We start from the raw sequence: 20,158 nt of genomic DNA on the forward strand, positions 1-20,158 counted from the left end.
CGAAGGTTGGGGCGGATTAATAGCCCCAACTGCTTTTTTTCTCTATCAAAATTACGACGCCTGAGAATGGTTTTTATGAGGTGAAAAATGAACTTACTTTTTTTACTCATTTACTTCTTCATCATTATTACGGTCACAGAAATTTTCGTGATTTTATTTCGGTTAACAGGACTCAAATCTGAGGTTTCCCGGTTTCAAGTTGTCTCGATGATGACCAGTACAGGCTTTACGACGGGTGAGTCTGAGCTGATATTGGGTCATCCGGTTCGCCGAAAGCTAGGCGTTTTTCTCATCTTGTTTGGTGCCTTTTCTCTTGCTGTTATTATTTCATCGGTTAGTCAGTTTCTTTCGAAGGGGCTGAGAATGAAAGAGATCGTCTCTGTTGCCAGTGCTCTCATCCTCGTGTTTGGCGTTTTAAAGCTGACGTGGAGTCAGACGCTGTTATCGGCGTTCTTTCATCGAAAAATGAACCGGAATGTGGAGCTGGCTGATTTGCCAATTCGGGATGTATTTTTAACAGATAAAGCGGATGCACTATTAAATCTCCATATTTATAAAGAATCAACACTCAACTCCAACTCGGTAGGCCGTGTGCACCATGGGCATGAACAGTTGGAGTTTGTCGTCCTGTTTATCAAGCGCGGGGAAGAAAAGATTAGAAAAAACGTCTATGATACCACCCTCCATGAAGGAGATCAGCTCTTGCTATTTGGGGCGGAAAAGGTGCTTTCAAACACCTTTGCCGATGATATTCACCTGATGAAGGAAAAACAAAAGAAACTCAGGCTTCCTGCAATGGATGAAATCCAGGAGTGATTGGATTAGCAACAACTCTCTTTGAAACAACTAAATTGTCTTTAAGTGCACTGCTTCCCCGGTCACCAAAACACTAATTGGTGACCATTTTCTCTTTTTTCCCCTCCGCTTAAGGTCACCAATAACCCCTAGTAAGAACAAACTACAAAAAAAGAAAAAGCCCCATCCGAGGCCTCAATTATGCTTTATCACTTCCAAATACATGATGTGGTAGCCATCCGCTTCATGGACTTTGAACGAATACTCTTCCTCCTCCTCTACTGCGCCCGCGCCTAGTTGAGCGGTGGGGTTTTGTGTCAGGAACCAGCCGCCGATTGTATCTACATCCTCGACGGTTAAGTGAATGCCGAGCAGCTGGTTTACCTCGCGAATGGAAACTTTGGCATCAATAATATAGTGTTTATCCGCCTCAATCGTTCGAATCTCTGCTACCTCGTCCCCATCAAATTCATCCCTTACCTCGCCAACGATTTCCTCAATGATATCCTCAACCGTCACTAAACCGGAGGTACCGCCATATTCGTCCAGCAGAATCGCCATATGGGTCCGCTCCATCTGCATCTTGATCAATAAGTCATGAATCGGGATCGTTTCAATGACGCGAATAACAGGCTGAATATAGGATTTTATTTTCCAATCTTGATAGAGGCCCTTATTCATGATTTTTGCTGTTAAAAACATTTTCACGTTCATTACACCAATAATATGGTCTTTATCCCCCTCCATCACCGGATACCGGGTAAATTTTTCCGCCTTCATGGTTTCCACCACGTCCTGAATCGAATCTTCAACCGAGAGACAGCTCATTTCAGTCCTCGGCACCATGATTTCTTTGGCGATTCGCTCATCAAATTCAAAAATATTATTGACATATTTCCATTCGTTTTGGTTAATTTCTCCGCTATGATAGCTTTCTGACAGGAGAATCCGCAGTTCTTCCTCCGAGTGCGCCACTTCAAGCTCGGACCCTGGCTTTAAACCAAACAGGCCGACAAGCAATCGGGCGGCATTGTTTAATAACCAAATAAATGGAAACATAATTTTGTAAAATATGATGATCGGTTTGGCGAATAGCAGCGTAATCGCCTCCGCTTTTTGGATGGCAACCGTTTTCGGCGCTAGTTCGCCCGCAACTACATGGATAAAGGTAACCACGGAAAAGGCAAGCACAAAAGAAACAATATGGGTCACGGCCTCGTTCATCCCTAGCACTGCCAGCAACGGGTGCAGCAACTTTTCCACCGTAGGCTCTCCCAGCCACCCCAGTCCCAATGCCGTTACCGTGATGCCAAGCTGTGTGGCTGATAAATATTCATCCAGATGGGTCACAACCTTTTTCCCTGCAATAGCGCTCTTTTTCCCTTCCAGAATCAATTGGTCAATCCTTGATGTCCGTACTTTGACAATGGCAAATTCAATCGCGACGAAGAAGCCCGTTAAGACGATGAGCAAGGCAATCGCAAATAGATTAATCAGCAGCATGTAACCCCAACCTCCCTTCTAAAAATAACAATCCGAAACCAAGGACGATTCCGGATTGCTTTGTCTATAAATTTTCCTCGTCTAGGTGACTGTTTCTAAAATTTATCCTCTTCCAAAGGGCTGTTCTGTCTAGTAATTTCCTGATAAACAGGCTGTTCTGTTTAGTAATTTCCCGCTTCCACAGGGCTGTTCTTTCCTGGACTAAACGACTGTCCTGTTTATACATTTTCCTCATCCAGTTTATTGTCCAGTTTCCGCAAATATTTGCGGGCAAACTCTGTTCCTCCAAGGCCGAATGCAAGACCAAATGCCAGCGCCAAACCGCCTAAGACAAGAATAAAGGCCGCATTGACAATGGAATGAGCTACACCCAGTTGATCTAGCGCCATAAACAGCGTAATCGTAAAGATGGCATATTTCGCGACAGCAGCGAGCGTGCGGGAGTAGCGCTGTTTTAAGACATTTTGCAACACTCTCTCGACTAAATAGCCTACATATAAGCCGACCCCTAAGATTACTAAAGCCGCTACTACCATTGGTAAATAGGCTATTACCCCTGTTGCTAACGTAACTAAGAAATCTAAATGAACAATTTGTAAGGCTTCTGCGGTAAATAAGAGCACCACCACAATTTTCGCCAGCAGCCCAACGAGCTGTGACAGCGTGTACTTCGACTGGCCCTTGGGTGTTAATGAGCCGATTCCTATGTGGTAAAAAATATTATCGAACCGTATGCGCCAGAGCATTTGCTCGACCATTTTTTCGACCCATTTTCCAAGCCAGATTCCTAGTAAAATCAACATGATGGCCGCAGCAATGTTTGGAATCAGGGTCATAATCTGCTGCAGCATCGCAATTGCCGGCTCTGAAACTCCTTTTAAATCTAATTTGTCCAACGCAGTAATAATCGTTGGTATTAAGATGAGAATGAACACGATATTTCCGATAATGGCGGAAAGATTCGCTCCATCATTTCCAAATCGCTGCCCGAGTCGTTCCGTCCCAATGCTTTGTAAAAAATTTGTTAAAATATCACGAACAAGTTTTGCAATCAGCCAGCCGATAAACACAATCAGTGCTGCCGCAAATAATTTCGGAATAAAGGTGAGTAAGGTCGAAAGGACATGTGTGAAAGGTTCAGAAATCCCTTCCAGCTGCAATGCGCCTAATACCCCTGGTAAAAATAGCAGTAGAACAAAATAAAAGAGTGCCTTCGCAATACTGTTCACCTTGGTGCTGGCATCTAATTGAGTCTTTGCCATCTTCCATTTTACTAGATGGCTTTCTACACGGAACATCGTTGCTCCTTTTATAAAAAGCAGTCTCAACACGGTCGCAACCGCCCAGGCAAACAGAAGAATCAGTGCTGCTTTTAATAGATTGGGGATCGCTGCTGTGATTGTCGATAACATGTGAACGAGCGGCGTCGCTATCAGGCTTAAGTTCAGCATATTAAAAAAGATCGTCCACACAAACACCAATAATAGATAGTAAACTATTTTTCCAATCATCACTTCTGATGAATATTTCTGCTTTCCAAAATTGGAAAACAGCTTATCATCAAAGTTTGTTTTCTTGAGTGCGGCTTCTACACCTCTGCCAATCGCTTTAGCGGCCAGCCAGCCAACTAATAAGACCAGCAGTGCCAATAGTAAGTTTGGAATTTGGTCGGTATATGTGTACCACCCGGCCGTCATACTTCTTAACGTCATGTAACCTCTCTCCTTTTTTCTAATTTTGCTTGGTAACTGTAATACCCCAACACCCTTTCTTCAAACATATGTCTTTGGCTCGCTGTTTTTTTAAAAATAGGCTCTGTTAAAAGTGAATGTTGATTTCCGTTCCAGGCGCTTCGCTTTCCGCGGGGCGGGCGGTGAGCCTCCTCGGCGAATCACGCGCCTGCGGGGTCTCACCTGTCCCGCTGCTCCCGCAGGAGTCTCGCGCCTTCCACTCCAATCAACATTGTGCTTTAACACAGCCTAAAAAAATGCACTTAATGAAGGAAATGAATTTGGATGGAATTGTGGTTTTGAATTCTTTTTACGGGGAAATATACTCACCAGCTAGACGAATTTAAAGGAGGAGTAAGCATGATTACTACTAAGAAGAAAAAATTACTAGCTGGCGGCTTTGCTGTTTTACTAACATTTGGCGGATTAGCCGGATGCGGCGATGGTGTCGATCAAGATAATGGCATTAATGATGGCGAGCAAAAAGATGCGATTGATAACGATACAAAAAAGGAATCCAATGATGCCTTTAAGGAAACGAAGGACAATTTAAACGATATCAAAAACAATGTTGAGGACAAATTAAAAGAAGAGGGAATCGGTGATGGCGTCGACCAAGATAACGGCATCGATGATGGGGAAAAGACGGATGAAACTAACAACTAGAGTTTACTGCACTTTCTCATAGGGTAATAGAGTAGTGGAAACAAAAAACTTTTGACATGGAGGAATTGACTATGAATAAAGAACAAGTAAAAGGTAAGCTTGACCAAGTGAAGGGTGAAGGAAAAGAGCAATGGGGTAAATTAACCGACGATCACTCAAAGGAAGCCGAAGGAAAAATGGATAAAGCAAAGGGTAAATTAAAGGAAGGCTACGGGGATGTTAAGGAGAAATTGTCGGAAAAAGATGATCGGGTAGAATAAATGAAACAATAAAAGAAGAGGCCCCCCAGCCTCTTCTTTTTGTATAGATACCCCTTTATTTGACCCCGTTCCCTGTGTTACTTTTTCAAAAAAGTCCTTACATCTTGTTCAAGAAGTCGAGGGCGATGTTAGGCGCAACCCCGAATAATACGGATCCGACAACGGCGACAATAAGGACAACGATAATGGCGAATGGCAGGTTGAACTTGCTTTCATCGCGCGCCGGGCGGAAGAACATTTGCGTCATGACGCCGAAATAATAGAAATACGAGACGACGGTGGCTGCAATCATGATTGAAGCCAGCACGTAATGCGGCTCGCCGTAAAAGGCGCCGACAAAGATGTTTAATTTGCCGATGAATCCGGCCGTGCCCGGGAAGCCTGCCAGGGAAACGAGTAAAATTCCCATTGTGACAGCGAGAACCGGTGAACGGCGGTACAGCCCGGCGAAATCAGCAATCTTAGCTGAACCTGTTTTTTCCGTTACGACTTGGATGACTGCAAATGCGCCAAGGTTCATTAACATGTAGGCGAGCAGGTAAAACCAAACGGAAAAGATTAAATTCGCGCTCATCGTCGTTAAGGCGACAAGCAGATAGCCGGCGTGGGCGATACTGGAATAGGCAAACATCCGTTTAATATTCGTTTGTTTCAACGCGACGACGTTACCGATGATCATCGTTGCCGCGGCAAGGAAGGCCATGTAATCGTGCATTTTGAATAGGATGCTGCTTCCATCCCCGGACGGAGCGGCATTGTAAAACACGGAAATTAGAATCCGGATGACAATCACAAACCCAGCCGTTTTCGAGACCACACTCAGGAAGGCGGTAACCGGTGTCGGCGCCCCTTGATAAACGTCCGGCGCCCACATATGGAACGGTGCCGAAGCCAGTTTAAATGATAGACCGACGAAAATCAGCAAGAAGGCAAGGCCGAGCAAATATGCCTGCTGTCCGTCGACCACCGCGGACAACTTGTTCGCGATTTCCGCTAAATTGGTTGAGCCGGTTAAGCCGTACACATAGCTCATCCCGAACAGCGTGATCGCCGTTGAAATCCCGCCATTGATGACGTATTTCATCGCTGATTCGTTCGACTCTAGGTTGTGCTTCTTGATGCCCGCTAATATATAGGAAGAAATCGAGAGCAATTCCAATCCGATAAACAGTGTAATTAAATCGCCGCTCGATGTCATGAACATCGCACCGAGCAAGGCTGTTAAGAACAAGTAGTAAAACTCGCCGCGGTACTCTTCCAGGCCATCTTTAGCGTCATAGCTGACAGCCAAAAATAGGACAAGACCGGCACCGGCAAGGAGCAGTAATTTAAACGACTTGCCAAAGGTATCAAACGTAAATGTATCATACAGAATCGTGGTTGGCTCCGTGCCAAGTAAGCCGAAAAGCGCAACAATGGCGGCAAAAATACCAGCAATGCTGAGCCAGCCAAGGATTCTGCGGTCCAGGCGCTTTGGCAAAAATAAATCTAGTAATGTCAACAATGCGATGACGCCAAGGATGATGAACTCTGGTGTCATAACACTCCAATTAAATTCGCTCAATGTCTTCAGACTCATCCTTCATCACCCTCCTAACCCAAGCATGATTGTTTCCAGTGTTGTTTGCAGCGGTGAGCTTAACACACTTGGGAAAACGCCGATTAACACGATTAGTAACATCAGAACTCCGACTGGGACCAATTCGACCCCTCTAAGGTCAAGGACGCCGGTAAATTCACGGTGTGCCTTGCCGTACGTCATGCCAAGCACTGCGCGCAGCAAGTACGCCGCCGTCATGATAATCCCGATGGTACCAACAGCAGCAATCCACGGCAATTCTTTGAACAGCCCGAGGAAGGCCATAAATTCGCTGACGAACCCAGACATGCCCGGCAATCCGAGTGAGGCCATTGCACCGGCAAGCAAGAAGCCTGCGGCAATCGGCATCCCTTTCGCAATACCGCCGAGATTTTCGATCAGCGATGTGTCGGTTCGCTCGTACAAGACACCAACCAGGAAGAACAATAACGCGGAAATCAAGCCGTGCGAAATCACTTGGAAAATCGCCCCTTGCACTCCGGCTTCGTTCATGGCAGCAAGTCCGATTAACACGATGCCCATATGTGAAATCGAGGAATAGGCTAACACCATTTTAAAGTCTGTTTGAATGAATGCTAGAAACGCCCCGTAGAGCAGGTTAATCACTCCGAGAATAGCAATCAGGATGCTAAGGGTCTTAAACTGCTCGGGAAAAATCCCCATCCCAAAACGAATTAACCCGTACGCACCGATTTTGAGCAGGATCCCTGAGTGGATCATTACTACCGATGGCGGCGCCTGGACGTGTACCTTAAGCATCCAGCTGTGCAATGGGAAGATCGGCAATTTGACACCGAAGGCAATCAACAGCGAGATTAATAGACCGAGCTTCAAATCGCCGGACAGCGGTGCGCTTGGGTCGGCCATGATTTTAGTCAGCATCTCGATATTGGTTGTGCCAGTTTTTCCAAACAGAATCATAATCACAATCAACAGGACAGCCGACCCTAAACCGTTATAGATTAGGAAGCTGTAGGCTGCTTTTTCTTTTTCAAAATAACCCCATTTTCCGATTAAGAAGAAGGTTGGAATCAGGGTCACTTCGAAAAAGATGAAGAATAGAATTAAATTTTCTGCGGTAAAGACACCGAGCATGCCGATCTCTAGTAAAAGGAACAGCATGAAGTAGCCTTTCCACTCTTTTTTAACAAATTTGGCTGCCGCTAGCGCTGAAAGTGTCGCGACGACGGCTGTAAGGACGACAAGCACGAGCTGGAAACCGCTTAGCCCAAGCTCATAATTCACGGAGAAAAATGGCTCCGGGACGCCGCCCATGCCGCGGAATTGAATCCACGATGTCGAGACGGCAAAATCGGCTAAATCCTTGCCCCACTGAAAGTGCAAGTAGGCGGCAATCGCGATTAATAGGGCCGGAATCGTTGCTAAAAAGCCAACCAGTTTAATTAATTTCTCTGCTTGCTTTGGCATAAAAGCCAAAATGGCAATCCCTAGTAAAGGGGAGAATACTAGGATTGTAAGGACTGCATGTAAATTCATCGTAAGTACCCCCCTGTTAACGCAAAGATGACGGCGAGCAGCGCAAGGCCAATAAAGGCGACAGCGCCATACGTTTGTACCTGTCCGGTCTGCATCTTCGATCCGGTTCTGCCAAGGCCTTGGACAATTCCGACAACACCCTTGACGAGTCCTTCCACGAGGAAGACATCAATGAAGCGAAGGAAATAACTTAAGCCTTTTGTAAACGCGACGACCGTGAGTTGATAGAATTCGTCGACGTAATATTTGTTCAGTAAAATCGTATGCAAGGTGTCCCCTGTGCCGCTGATGGTGTTGCGGGCGATGGAACGCTTGTAATACATCATGTAGGCAAAGTAAATTCCCGCTAAGGAAACAACCGTTGCCGCAATCATGATCCAGATTGGACCTTCGATATGGCCATGGCCAAGTGCCGGGTTGCCGTCAACGAGCCAGTCGCCAAGGAACGAGCCGAACCATGGTGTGTTCACATAACCAGCGATGACCGCCAAGACGCCAAGGATGATCATCGGGTATGTCATGTTGTTTGGCGATTCGTGAACATGCTCCTGGTCGCCGCGAGCTTCGCCGGTGAAGACCATGAAGAACAAGCGGAACATATAGAATGCTGTCATGAAGGCTGCAATCAGCGCCAATAGGAAAAGGATTGGATGTCCGCCTTCCCATGCAGCGATTAAAATTTCATCTTTACTGAAGAACCCGGAAAATAACGGCACACCACTGATGGCGAGTGTTCCGATTAAGAATAACGGCCCGGTGAACTTTAATTTTTTCCAAAGTCCGCCCATTTCCTCGATGTTCTGCGTATGCACGGCGTGAATCACGGAGCCGGCCGCAAGGAATAGAAGCGCCTTGAAGAACGCGTGTGTCATTAAGTGGAAGACACCAGCGACATAACCTGCAGAGCCGAGCGCCAGCATCATGTAGCCTAATTGGCTCACGGTTGAGTAGGCGAGAACTCTTTTGATATCGGTTTGGACAAGTCCGATGCTCGCTGCAAAAATGGCCGTAAACGCGCCGATCACGGCAATCGTTAACAGTGCTGTTTTGCTTGCTGCGAACAGCGGGAATAGGGCAGCCACTAAGTAAACCCCGGCCGCAACCATTGTTGCCGCGTGGATAAGGGCCGAAACAGGTGTCGGACCTTCCATCGCATCCGGAAGCCACGTATGCAGCGGGAACTGACCCGATTTTCCTACAGCCCCGATAAAAATCAGGATGGCGGTCAAGGTGATCATCGTGCCTGATATCGCGCCTGCATCAACTGCCGCGAAAATTTCGCTGTATTCAAAGCTTTTTGTTTCCCAGAAGAGCAGGATCATCCCAATGAAGAGTCCAACGTCGCCAATCCGGGTCATGATGAACGCCTTTTTCGCGGCTGCCTTTGCTTCTTCTTTGTAATAATAAAAGCCGATTAATAGGAAGGAACCAACACCAACAAGTTCCCAGAAAATATAGGTTTGCAGCAAGTTCGGCGAGATGACGAGCCCGAGCATTGCAAACGTAAACAGTCCTAAATAGGCATAGAATACTGGAAACCGCTCATCCCCGTTCATGTACCCTTTCGAGTAGGTATGTACTAAGAAACTTACGAGCGATACGATAAACAGCATCAATGCATTCAATTGATTCACTTCAAAACCCGCTGTTAGATGAAGATCTCCGATCGTGAGCCAGTTAAATTTGGTGCTATAGGTTGGCTCTGAAAAGCGCTCGAATAATACGAGAATCGAGAAGACAAGCGATGCCAGCGTGAGAAGAATCCCCACATAAGCACTCGCCTCCTTCAGGCGCTTACCGAATAGAAGAAGGATCAAAAACGATAATAGCGGGAAAAGCGGTATGAGCCATGCATTCTCCATCATTATCACTATCCCCTTTTCGGGCGGTGTGCGTGCGTGCCTGTCACTACCCGAATTTTGTCGAAAGTCTAAATTGTATGGTGCCTGACACCCTTTTCCAGTTAAAGGGAAATGGTGCCTGACACCCTAGTTTTTCATTGTGTCCATTTCGTCGATGTTGACGGTTTTCTTGGTGCGATAGAGCGAGATTAAGATTGCTAGTCCGATTGCGGCTTCGGCGGCCGCAACGCTGATGGCAAACAGGGCAAAAACTTGACCTGTAATCGACGGCGCTATCCCATATTTGCTGAAGGTGACAAGGTTAATGTTCACGGCATTCAGCATTAATTCAATCGATATTAACACGATAACGGTATTTCTCTTCGTAAGCGCACCGTATAGGCCGATGCAAAATAATATCAGGGCTAAGGCCAGGAAGGCTGAAGCGGGAACTGAACTCATTCGTTATCCGCCTCCTTCTTCTCATTCTTCGCTAAAATAATCGCACCAACTAGTGTTGCTAATAGCAACACAGAGGTTAATTCAAATGGAATGATGTATTTTGAGTAAAGTGCTTTACCGATTTGCATCGTGTTGTTTTCATGCAAGGTGGTTGGAACTTGCTCAATATTGAAATTGTAGATGCCAATATAGACGGCAAAGGCAAAACCGACAATCCCCAAAAACACGAGGATTTTGCGCCATTTGCCTGTTTTAGGTTCATTTTCATCATCATGCTTCGTTAACATGATCCCAAACAGCATGATAATCGTAATCGCACCAGAATAAATTAAGATTTGCACGGATGCGACAAATTCAGCAGAAAGCAGCACGTAAATGCCGGCGATTGCTACAAAAGTAAAGATAAGGGCAACGACCATATGAACAACCTTGGTAAGGTTCAACAGAAGCACGCCGCCGATGATCGCAACAAGTGCGAGGCCCATAAAAGCGAGGAATTCGCCTGAAAATGTCATGCTTTATTCACCTGCCGTATGTTTTCGTCGTTTTCATCCAGCCATTCTAGATTTTTAAATAACATGTCACGGCTGTATTCAGCAAGCTCGAAGTTATTGGTCATGATAATGGCTTCCGTCGGGCAAACCTCCGTACATAGGTCACAAAGGATGCAAATCTCGAAGTTAATGTCGTATGTGTCGATGATTTTCCCCTTTTTCGCCGGGTCCGGGTGTTTTTTGCCCGTTAATTGAATACAATCGGTCGGGCAAATGTTAGCACATTGATTACAAACAATACACTTCTCCGGATAAAACTTCTGAATTCCGCGGAACCGGTCCGGCAGCGGCAGCGGTTTATTCGGATAATCATAAGTAACCTTTTCGCGCGTTAAGTTCTTTAGGGTATATTTCAAGCCTTTAGCAAATCCAAGCACGTTTTTCACCCCTTTTACGTTTTAAAGATGGTTTTCGGTGGTAATTTATAGTGTCAGGCACCTTTTTACAGCAAATGGTAAATGGTGTCAGGCACCACGCCTTAGAAAAATAATGATTTGAGTAAGGCGGTTAGGAATATGTTTGCTAGTGCGATTGGCAGGAGGACTTTCCAGCCAAATTCCATCAGTCTGTCGGCGCGGAAACGCGGTAACGTTGCGCGAATCCAGATGTAGATGAAAACAACGACACTGAATTTAAGTGCAAACCAAACGGCACCTGGAATAAAGTCAAGGAAGCCAAATGGCGCAAGCCAGCCGCCAAGAAAGACGACGGTAATCAGTGCGGACATTGCGAATAAATAGACATATTCAGCGAGCATAAAGAAGGCCCAGCGGAATCCTGAATATTCAACATGGTATCCGGCAACAAGTTCGTTTTCCGACTCCGGCAAGTCAAATGGTGTCCGGTTTAATTCGGCAATCGATGCAATAAAAAAGACGATAAAGCCGATTGGCTGCCGCCAAATAAACCACCAGCCGTGCTCCTGGTTCGTGACAATCTCATTTAAATTTAAGCTTCCTGTTAAAAGAATAACACCAAGTACAGACATAACGAGCGGGATTTCATATGAAATCATCTGGGCCGCTGCACGCATGCCTCCTAAAAGGGCGTACTTATTATTCGATGCCCAGCCGCCTAGCACCATTCCAAAAACAGTTAATCCGGATACGGCTATGTAATAAAGGAGGCCGACCCCGATATCCGCAAATTGAAATTTGTCGGTGAAAGGCATCGTCGCCAGAACCATGAAGGATGGCGCGAAGGCAATCGCTGGTGCGATGATAAATAATGGCTTGTCGGCTGCTTTTGGGATAATATCCTCTTTTAGTAACAGCTTAAGGACGTCAGCGACGGTTTGCAGCAGTCCCCATTTACCGCCGACCTGGTTTGGACCATGGCGCAGCTGCATATAACCTAAGACTTTCCGCTCTGCTAAAATCCCGTAGGTTACGAAGCCTAATACAATTAAAAGCAAGACAGCACCGAGTAAAAAGAAAATTCCAAAGTTAGCCCAACCGGGACTTGACTGGAGCAATTCTTCTATCATTAGCCGTCAACCTCCCCAAGGACAATATCAATTGCCCCTAAAATAGCAATCATGTTTGCGATATTTTCGCCTTTTAATAGTTTTGGGAGAATTTGCAGATTATAGAAGGAAGGCCTTCTAAACTTTAAGCGGTACGGTTCTTTTTTGCCGTCACTCGCAATATAGCAGCCAATTTCTCCGCGCGGTGATTCAATTCTGACAAATGCCTCTCCTTTTGGTGCCTTAATAATCTTCGGCACTTTAGCAAGGATCGGGCCTTCGCCAGGGAATTGCGCCACTGCTTGTTCAAGGATGTTCAACGACTGCTCAATCTCAGCAAGACGCAGATGGTAGCGAGCCAAGCAATCGCCTTCCTCCGATGTCGGAACATCAAAATCAAAGCGGTTGTAAATCGAATAGGGTTCATCTTTACGAAGGTCCCACTTAACGCCGGTACAGCGAAGATTTGGCCCGCTCAGTGAATAGTTAAGGGCGTCCTCTTTCGTATACCTGCCTATGCCTTTTACCCGATCGAGGAAAATTTCATTTCCGGAAACAAGGTCATGAAAGCCCTTTAGCTGTCCGCGCATATAGGGGACAAAATCTCTAACTTTTTCAATCCAGCCCTCAGGAGCATCCCACTTCACACCGCCAACACGCATATAGTTGAAGGTCAAGCGTGCCCCCGACAATTCGTTCAGCATATTGATAATCATTTCACGGTCACGGAACGCATAAATAAATGGACTCGTCGCCCCAAGGTCAAGGATGTAGGTCCCCCATGCCACAAGGTGGCTGGCAACCCGGTTCAGCTCCATCGCAATCACTCGCAGAAAATCGGCCCGTTCCGGAACTTCAATCCCCATCATCGTTTCCACAGCATGACAAAGGATATAATTATTGGTCATCGATGACAAATAATCCATTCGGTCTGTATAAGGAATTATCTGTGTATATTGCAGATCCTCAGCCAATTTTTCCGTCCCGCGGTGTAAATATCCGATGACCGGCTTTGCCTCGGTAATGGTTTCCCCATCAATTTTTACGACAAGCCGGAAAACACCGTGCGTACTTGGATGCTGAGGACCAACGTTTAGTATCATTTCTTCTGTTCTGATCACTCTCTACACCTCCACATCGTACGGCTCATAATCTTTTCGCAGTGGATAGCCCACCCAATCTTCGCCGAGGAAGATGCGGCGCAAGTCCGGATGTCCGGTAAACTTAATCCCGAGTAAATCATACGCTTCACATTCAGGCCACTCCGCTCCAGCCCAAAGCGGCACGAGCGACTCAATCGTTGGTTCCCCGCGGTCAATCCTCACTTTTAACGCGACAGATTGACGATTTTTGTATGAGTAGAAGTGAACATACACTTCCATATATGTTTCGAAGTCTGTTCCATGAAGCTCTGATAAATAATCAAACCCTAACAGCTCATTATATTTTAAAAATTGAGCTAGTTTAAAATATGTATCACGCTTCGCAACAAGTGTTGGAACATCCTTAGACAGTTTATTAATATAAGAATCTTCTAAAACATCAGAACCTAAATTTTCTTCAATCACCTTAACATACTTATCTAAGTATGGCTGGTTGGCTGATGGCTTTGCTTCTGCCGCCGGTGCGTCCGCACTGCCGGCTTTTCCTCCAGCTGCCGCTTTCGCTTTGGCTGCCGCCGCTGCTTTGGCCTTGGCTTTCGCTGCTGCAATCGCCTTCGCCTTCTCATCATCGCCGCCTGCTGCATCAGCTGCTCCGGCTGCTTTCGCCTTTGCCTTTGCCGCTGCTGCAGCCTTCGCTTTCGCTACTGCCGCTGCCTTTTTCTTCGCGAGATCATCCGCATCTCCACCTGAGGCCGCTTCGCTCGCGGTTTCCTCTGCTGGCGCTTCACCCATCGCTTTTCGCTTCGCTGCTGCCGCCGCTTTTGCCTTCGCTACCGCTGCTGCTTTTTTCTTCGCGAGGTCATCCGCATCTCCACCTGAGGCCGCTTCACTTGCGGTTTCCTCCGCTGGCGCTTCACCCATCGCTTTTCGCTTCGCTGCTGCCGCCGCTTTCGCTTTTGCTACTGCTGCCGCCTTTTTCTTCGCGAGATCATCCGCACCGCCATCGGCATCTGGTGCCGTTTCAGCTGGAGCTTCCTCCGCCGGTGCTTCACCCATCGCTTTTCGCTTCGCCGCTGCAGCCGCTTTCGCCTTTGCTACCGCCGCTGCCTTTTTCTTCGCAAGATCATCCGCGTCGTTTACCGGCGCTCCTGCTTCAGCTGGTGGTACCACTGGTTCATCGGCCTTTACCAGCTCAACAGGTTTTCCCTCCTGCTTTGGCTCCTCTGCCTGCTTCGGCTCCGCCGTGCCGGCTGCCTTGGCCGCCCGTTTCGCTGCCGCCGCTGCTTTCGCTTTTGCAACAGCCTCTTTCTTTAACTGCTCGAGATCCTTTTCCCCACTCATTGGTTAGATCACCTTCTTCCCAGTCTTCGCTTCATAGCGAATCTTTTCCTTTAACTTATTGATACCATAAATTAAAGCGGCTGGGTTTGGAGGGCATCCTGGTATGTATACATCAACAGGAACGATTTGGTCGACTCCCTTAACAACAGAATATGACTTTACATACGGCCCGCCAGCTGTCGCACAAGAACCCATCGCAATCACCCATTTTGGCTCCGGCATTTGGTCATACAATCTTCGTAAAATCGGTGCCATCTTCTTCGTCACCGTTCCAGACACAATCATACAATCCGACTGGCGTGGTGATGTCCGGAAAAACGAACCAGAACGATCCAAATCATAGTTGGCCCCGCCAACACCCATCATTTCAATCGCACAACAAGCCAGACCAAATGTCATCGGGTAGATCGAACTGCTTCGCGCCCATGCTTTAATTTGCTCTAGCGTAGTCATAAATACATTTCTCTGTAACTCTTCCATTTCTCGAGGTGAAATGTTGTCTAATTTTAGATCCATCGTAGCACCTTCTTTTTCCAAGCGTAGATTAAGCCGATTAATAGCATGGCAACGAAAATTAACATTTCAACCAATGCAAAAATCCCCAGCTTATCATAGGCCACAGCCCATGGATATAAAAACACCGTTTCCACATCAAAAATAACAAACATCAGGGCAAAAATATAATAGCGGACATTGAACTGTACACGGGAATCGTGAAATGGCTCAATACCGCTCTCATATGTGGTATACTTCGCATCACTCGGAACATGCGGACGCAAAAGCTTACCTAAATATAACGCCACCACCGGCAGCAGTACCCCGAGACATAGGAACGCAAAAACTATCAGATAATTATTCTGATATACATTTAAAAGTTCCATGCCCATCCCCTCCAATGTTGAAATAATTTAAACAAACACATTATTGTAACCGAATTCATTATAGCATTGTTACAAACCCATGTCGACAAGCCATTTTCACAAAATTGGAATTCTATCGCCGCGAAATTCCCGATTTAAAGGCACTTGAGAGCTCGCTCTCAAAAGAGCCTTTAAATCGGGAATTTTGCAAGCCGCAGCGTTAGCGGAGGCGCAATGTGCGTTAGCACATGGCGATAGAATTCCAATTTTCCACCCAAACTGGTCCGTCGACATGGGTCCCCCCTCTGAGCGTTTGCGTGATCTCGGAGAGATGACGCAAGAGCGAATTGGCAAGCTAGTCAAAAGCGGAAGGTCTTAGCGCACGTGATCTGAAGCGTTAGCGGAAGATGACGTGCATAGTAGGGGGTTCGCAAGAACCCCAAAAATGCTCAAAAAATTCGACAACAACCCTTATTTAATACTAAAAAACGACCATTGTCAGTGAGGTTTGTCATTAACTGTTAACCATTTATTACACTTTTTTTAGTTAACAAATATACTTCACTACATTACCTTCACCGTGTTCCCCCTACCATCATATTCTTAACCGGACAAATCATTCGATATTTACAAAATCCAGTACATCCTTACCATACGCAATACTAGATTACCCATAAAATACTAAAAAGCCAGTCGCAAGACTGGCCCAGCAAACTTTTCTTACCTTCCCCTAATATCATCCTTCCCCTGAAACATTTAAATGACCTTTTTTCAAGGACCTTTTTCATTTACTCCCCACTTTGAACATTTTACTGTCCGGGTCTGAACATTTACTGTCCACTTTTACTTATTTACTCTCCACTTCCGGCCATTTACTGTCCACTTTTCCCCTTTCACTCTCCACTTCCTAAATTTCATCCTCAAACCCACCCAAAAAGCCAGTCGCAAGACTGGCTCAGCTAACTTTCCTGCCATCATCTAATATTAGGCTCTTTTTATAACGTACTCCTTCTCTAAATTCCAATTAAATTACCTTTTTTCAAGGACCTTTTTCATTTACTCCCCACTTTGGACATTTTACTGTGCGGTTCTGAACATTTACTGTCCACTTTTCCTCATTTACTCTCCACTTCCGGCCATTTACTGTCCACTTTTCCCCTTTCACTCTCCACTTCCTAAAATTCATCCTCAAACCCACCCAAAAAGCCAGTCGCAAGACTGGCTAAGGTACCTTAAACATCATGATTATACTAAAAACCGCCATACCCATACCCACCCCCACACCTACCCTGCCCCCTTGACCCAAATCCCCTCACCCAAAAAAACCACAACAAAAAACCCCTCTAAGCGACAAAACTGCCGCCAGAGGGGTTTTACTTTTTAAAAAACTATAACATTCGTCTTTCCGATACGGCGAGGCGATTGATGGCGCGCTGCAATGCCAGCTCAGCACGGCGGAAGTCGATATGCTCGGCCTTCTGATCGCGCATCCGCTGCTCTGCACGTTCCTTCGCTCTTAAGGCACGTTCTACATCAATTTCAGAAGCTGTTTCCGCTGATTGGGCAAGAATCGTTACCTGATCAGGACGAACCTCTAAAAATCCGCCGCTGACAGCGATAAATTCCATATTGCCCTCTTTTTTAAGACGGACAGCACCAATTTGAAGCGGCGCAACCATCGGAATGTGTCCAGGTAAAATACCGAGCTCACCACTTTGAGCCTTCGTACTCACCATTTCCACATCTGACTCATACACCGGGCCATCGGGAGTAACAACACTGACTTTAATCGTCTTCATTTTTTACCCTCCTGGCGTACTTAGGCTTCTACACCCATGCGTTTTCCGGCCTCAACCACTTCTTCAATGCGGCCAACAAGTCGGAATGCATCTTCCGGAAGGTGGTCATATTTGCCGTCAAGAATTTCTTTGAAACCTTTGACCGTTTCTTTTACAGGCACATAAGATCCCTTCTGACCAGTGAACTGTTCAGCCACGTGGAAATTTTGCGATAAGAAGTTTTGAATACGACGTGCGCGGAGCACAACTAGCTTATCATCATCAGAAAGTTCATCCATACCAAGAATGGCAATGATATCTTGTAACTCACGATATTTTTGTAACGTAGATTGTACTTGACGTGCAACCTCATAGTGCTCCTCGCCAACGATATCCGGTGACAAAGCACGAGAAGTCGATGCCAATGGATCCACCGCAGGGTAGATACCCATTTCAGAAAGCTTACGTTCAAGGTTTGTTGTTGCATCTAAGTGAGCGAAAGTTGTTGCCGGAGCCGGATCCGTATAGTCATCGGCTGGAACGTAAATCGCTTGGATCGAAGTAACAGAACCTTTATTGGTAGACGTAATCCGCTCTTCCAATTTACCCATTTCTGTAGCAAGCGTTGGCTGGTAACCTACCGCAGATGGCATACGGCCAAGAAGGGCAGAAACCTCAGAACCCGCTTGTGTGAAACGGAAGATATTATCAATGAACAATAACACGTCTTGTCCTTGCTCATCACGGAAATATTCAGCCATTGTCAAACCAGTCAAGGCCACACGCATACGTGCACCAGGCGGCTCATTCATTTGTCCGAATACCATCGCTGTTTGCTTAATAACGCCAGAGTCTGTCATTTCGTGGTAAAGGTCATTACCTTCACGCGTACGTTCACCAACACCGGCGAAAACAGAAATACCGCTATGCTCTTGAGCAATGTTATTAATTAATTCCTGGATTAAAACGGTTTTACCAACACCGGCACCACCGAATAATCCAATCTTACCACCTTTAATATATGGGGCAAGCAAGTCTACTACCTTAATACCCGTTTCAAGAATTTCTACCTCAGTAGAAAGTTCTTCAAACGTTGGTGCTTCGCGGTGAATCGAATCACGGCGGGCACTTGCCGGTACATCCTCTTTCAAGTCAATCGCTTCACCTAAAACGTTAAATACACGGCCAAGCGTTGCATCCCCAACCGGAACAGAAATAGGCTTACCAGTATCTTCAACTTCCACACCGCGAGTTAACCCATCAGTTGTCGACATCGCAATCGTACGAACTGTGTCATCACCTAAATGAAGGGCTACTTCAAGAGTTAAGTTGATATCAACTGCTGATTGATTATCCGCTTTACTGACAACTTTCAATGCATTATAGATGGCAGGCAGATTGCCGCCGTCAAACTTCACGTCAACTACCGGACCCATAATCTGAAGAACGCGTCCTTTGTTCATCGTTTTCCCTCCTAACTTACTCTATCAAACAAATCCAAGCCTCGGGGCTTTTCTTATTTATTGGCTGTATTAAAAGGAATGTTGATTTCCGTTTCAGGCGCTTCGCTTTCCGCGGGGCGGGCGGTGAGCCTCCTCGGCGCTAAAGCGCCTGCGGGGTCTCACCTGTCCCGCTGCTCCCGCAGGAGTCTCGCGCCTTCCACTCCAATCAACATTGTGCTGTAACACAGCATAATTTTTGAAAAATATAGCAGAATCAAAGGCAGCACAGCCTTCGACTCTGATGATTGAAATGCATGGTGTCAGGCACCAAACTAGAATTATTCTTATCTAGATCTTACCCTATTCTAGTGCTGCCGCACCGCCGACGATTTCGGCGATTTCTTGGGTAATCGCTGCCTGGCGGGCACGGTTGTAGATTAGAGAATAAGATTTGATCATTTCTTTCGCATTATCGGTTGCATTTCTCATCGCAGTCATCCGAGCGGCATGCTCGCTGGCTTTACTATCTAATAACGCTCCATAAATCAAGCTTTCCGCATATTGCGGCAGGAGAACTTCTAAAATTTCTTCTGCGGACGGCTCAAATTCGTAAGAAATGAGCTTATGCGAACTAGATAAATCGGACAGCGGCAGGAGTTTCTTCTCGGTCACTTCCTGCGAAATGGCACTGTGATAATGATTGTAATAAATATATAGTTCATCAAATGTTTCGTCTGTAAACATACCGACCGTCGCGCTCGTAATGTCTTTAATGCTTTCAAAGTTAGGCTGATCTGAAACCCCGACGATTTCGAGGATCACATTCATGCCCTGCTTCACAAAAAAGTCGCGGGCAACTCGGCCGATGGCAATGATGGCAAACTCATCATTCGACTTGTGACGGCTTTTAATTGTTTGATGGACACGGCGAATCACGTTACTGTTAAACGCACCAGCAAGACCGCGGTCGCTTGTCATGACAATATAACCGGTTTTCTTTACTGTACGGTGCTGCAGCATCGGGTGATTCACACCACCTGAGCCAATCGCAATCGACGCCGTTACTTCCTGGATTTTTTCCATATAAGGGACGAATGCCTTTGCATTCATCACACCGCGGTTCCATTTAGCTGCGGAAGTCATTTCCATTGCTTTGGTAATTTGACTCATTTTTTTCGTAGAATTAATACTATTTTTTATATCGCGTAATGATGCCATTAGGTTCTCACCACCCTCATTCAAAGAATGTCTGGTCTGGGTT

General features: G+C 46.1%; 20 protein-coding genes. 3 read left to right on the forward strand and 17 right to left on the reverse strand.

The genetic code is table 11. The features are described 5' to 3' along the window. The first annotated feature begins 87 nt into the window (after nt 1-87). Nucleotides 88-816, forward strand: coding sequence for a hypothetical protein (locus ACIQCO_RS21705; RefSeq protein WP_400432527.1), 729 nt, complete (start codon nt 88-90; stop codon nt 814-816). 174 nt (nt 817-990) lie between these two features. On the opposite strand, the gene ACIQCO_RS21710 is transcribed toward ACIQCO_RS21705, so the two are convergent. Further along, nucleotides 991-2,298, reverse strand: coding sequence for a hemolysin family protein (locus ACIQCO_RS21710; protein WP_400432529.1), 1,308 nt, complete (start codon nt 2,296-2,298; stop codon nt 991-993). 218 nt (nt 2,299-2,516) lie between these two features. Next, nucleotides 2,517-4,010 (reverse strand): mechanosensitive ion channel, encoded by a 1,494-nt coding sequence (locus ACIQCO_RS21715; protein WP_400432531.1) that lies wholly within the window; start codon nt 4,008-4,010, stop codon nt 2,517-2,519. Nucleotides 4,011-4,388: 378 nt separating this feature from the next. Here ACIQCO_RS21715 and ACIQCO_RS21720 point away from each other — a divergent pair, with 378 nt between their 5' ends. Then, a complete protein-coding gene (locus ACIQCO_RS21720) occupies nt 4,389-4,694 on the forward strand; it encodes a hypothetical protein (RefSeq protein WP_400432533.1) in 306 nt (101 codons plus the stop codon). A 71-nt stretch (nt 4,695-4,765) separates the two neighbouring features. Further along, nucleotides 4,766-4,954 carry a CsbD family protein gene (locus ACIQCO_RS21725; RefSeq protein ID WP_400432535.1) on the forward strand — a complete coding sequence of 63 codons (189 nt, stop codon included), beginning with the start codon at nt 4,766-4,768 and terminating at the stop codon, nt 4,952-4,954. 97 nt (nt 4,955-5,051) lie between these two features. On the opposite strand, the gene nuoN is transcribed toward ACIQCO_RS21725, so the two are convergent. From nuoN to atpG, 15 genes are all read right to left on the reverse strand, one after another. Next, nucleotides 5,052-6,533: an NADH-quinone oxidoreductase subunit NuoN gene (gene nuoN / locus ACIQCO_RS21730; RefSeq protein WP_400432538.1), complete on the reverse strand. Its 1,482-nt coding sequence runs from the start codon at nt 6,531-6,533 to the stop codon at nt 5,052-5,054. Nucleotides 6,534-6,539: 6 nt separating this feature from the next. Next, the gene (locus ACIQCO_RS21735; RefSeq protein WP_400432540.1) at nt 6,540-8,051 is read right to left on the reverse strand and encodes an NADH-quinone oxidoreductase subunit M; all 1,512 of its coding nucleotides are present in this window, start codon (nt 8,049-8,051) and stop codon (nt 6,540-6,542) included. After that, nucleotides 8,048-9,916 carry an NADH-quinone oxidoreductase subunit L gene (gene nuoL / locus ACIQCO_RS21740; RefSeq protein WP_400432542.1) on the reverse strand — a complete coding sequence of 623 codons (1,869 nt, stop codon included), beginning with the start codon at nt 9,914-9,916 and terminating at the stop codon, nt 8,048-8,050. The genes ACIQCO_RS21735 and nuoL overlap by 4 nt, the downstream gene beginning before the upstream one ends. 123 nt (nt 9,917-10,039) lie before the next feature. Then, complete coding sequence (nuoK, locus tag ACIQCO_RS21745) at nt 10,040-10,354, reverse strand: NADH-quinone oxidoreductase subunit NuoK (RefSeq protein WP_400432544.1); 315 nt, start codon at nt 10,352-10,354, stop codon at nt 10,040-10,042. Continuing rightward, the gene (locus tag ACIQCO_RS21750; protein WP_400432547.1) at nt 10,351-10,869 is read right to left on the reverse strand and encodes an NADH-quinone oxidoreductase subunit J; all 519 of its coding nucleotides are present in this window, start codon (nt 10,867-10,869) and stop codon (nt 10,351-10,353) included. Before ACIQCO_RS21750 ends, nuoK begins: the two co-directional genes overlap by 4 nt. Continuing rightward, complete coding sequence (nuoI, locus tag ACIQCO_RS21755) at nt 10,866-11,285, reverse strand: NADH-quinone oxidoreductase subunit NuoI (RefSeq protein WP_024029643.1); 420 nt, start codon at nt 11,283-11,285, stop codon at nt 10,866-10,868. The genes ACIQCO_RS21750 and nuoI overlap by 4 nt, the downstream gene beginning before the upstream one ends. Nucleotides 11,286-11,386: 101 nt before the next feature. After that, nucleotides 11,387-12,394, reverse strand: coding sequence for an NADH-quinone oxidoreductase subunit NuoH (gene nuoH / locus ACIQCO_RS21760; protein ID WP_400432550.1), 1,008 nt, complete (start codon nt 12,392-12,394; stop codon nt 11,387-11,389). Continuing rightward, a complete protein-coding gene (locus ACIQCO_RS21765) occupies nt 12,394-13,494 on the reverse strand; it encodes an NADH-quinone oxidoreductase subunit D (protein WP_400432553.1) in 1,101 nt (366 codons plus the stop codon). Before ACIQCO_RS21765 ends, nuoH begins: the two co-directional genes overlap by 1 nt. A 3-nt stretch (nt 13,495-13,497) precedes the next feature. Further along, on the reverse strand, nt 13,498-14,817 hold the full coding sequence (locus ACIQCO_RS21770; RefSeq protein ID WP_400432556.1) for an NADH-quinone oxidoreductase subunit C: 1,320 nt from the start codon (nt 14,815-14,817) through the stop codon (nt 13,498-13,500). Between the two features lie 3 nt (nt 14,818-14,820). After that, nucleotides 14,821-15,333 (reverse strand): NuoB/complex I 20 kDa subunit family protein, encoded by a 513-nt coding sequence (locus tag ACIQCO_RS21775; RefSeq protein ID WP_024029639.1) that lies wholly within the window; start codon nt 15,331-15,333, stop codon nt 14,821-14,823. Further along, complete coding sequence (locus tag ACIQCO_RS21780; protein WP_024029638.1) at nt 15,324-15,698, reverse strand: NADH-quinone oxidoreductase subunit A; 375 nt, start codon at nt 15,696-15,698, stop codon at nt 15,324-15,326. The genes ACIQCO_RS21775 and ACIQCO_RS21780 overlap by 10 nt, the downstream gene beginning before the upstream one ends. Nucleotides 15,699-16,716: 1,018 nt before the next feature. Further along, nucleotides 16,717-16,863: a hypothetical protein gene (locus ACIQCO_RS21785; protein ID WP_400432560.1), complete on the reverse strand. Its 147-nt coding sequence runs from the start codon at nt 16,861-16,863 to the stop codon at nt 16,717-16,719. Nucleotides 16,864-17,065: 202 nt separating this feature from the next. Then, nucleotides 17,066-17,476, reverse strand: coding sequence for a F0F1 ATP synthase subunit epsilon (locus ACIQCO_RS21790; RefSeq protein WP_024027589.1), 411 nt, complete (start codon nt 17,474-17,476; stop codon nt 17,066-17,068). Between the two features lie 20 nt (nt 17,477-17,496). Then, nucleotides 17,497-18,918, reverse strand: coding sequence for a F0F1 ATP synthase subunit beta (gene atpD, locus ACIQCO_RS21795; protein WP_400432563.1), 1,422 nt, complete (start codon nt 18,916-18,918; stop codon nt 17,497-17,499). A gap of 339 nt (nt 18,919-19,257) precedes the next feature. Next, the gene (atpG, locus tag ACIQCO_RS21800) at nt 19,258-20,115 is read right to left on the reverse strand and encodes an ATP synthase F1 subunit gamma (RefSeq protein ID WP_400432566.1); all 858 of its coding nucleotides are present in this window, start codon (nt 20,113-20,115) and stop codon (nt 19,258-19,260) included. Nucleotides 20,116-20,158: the final 43 nt, after the last annotated feature.

It is taken from the genome of Neobacillus sp. NPDC093127, from assembly GCF_044754175.1.
In the GTDB taxonomy this organism is placed as follows: domain Bacteria; phylum Bacillota; class Bacilli; order Bacillales; family Cytobacillaceae; genus Neobacillus.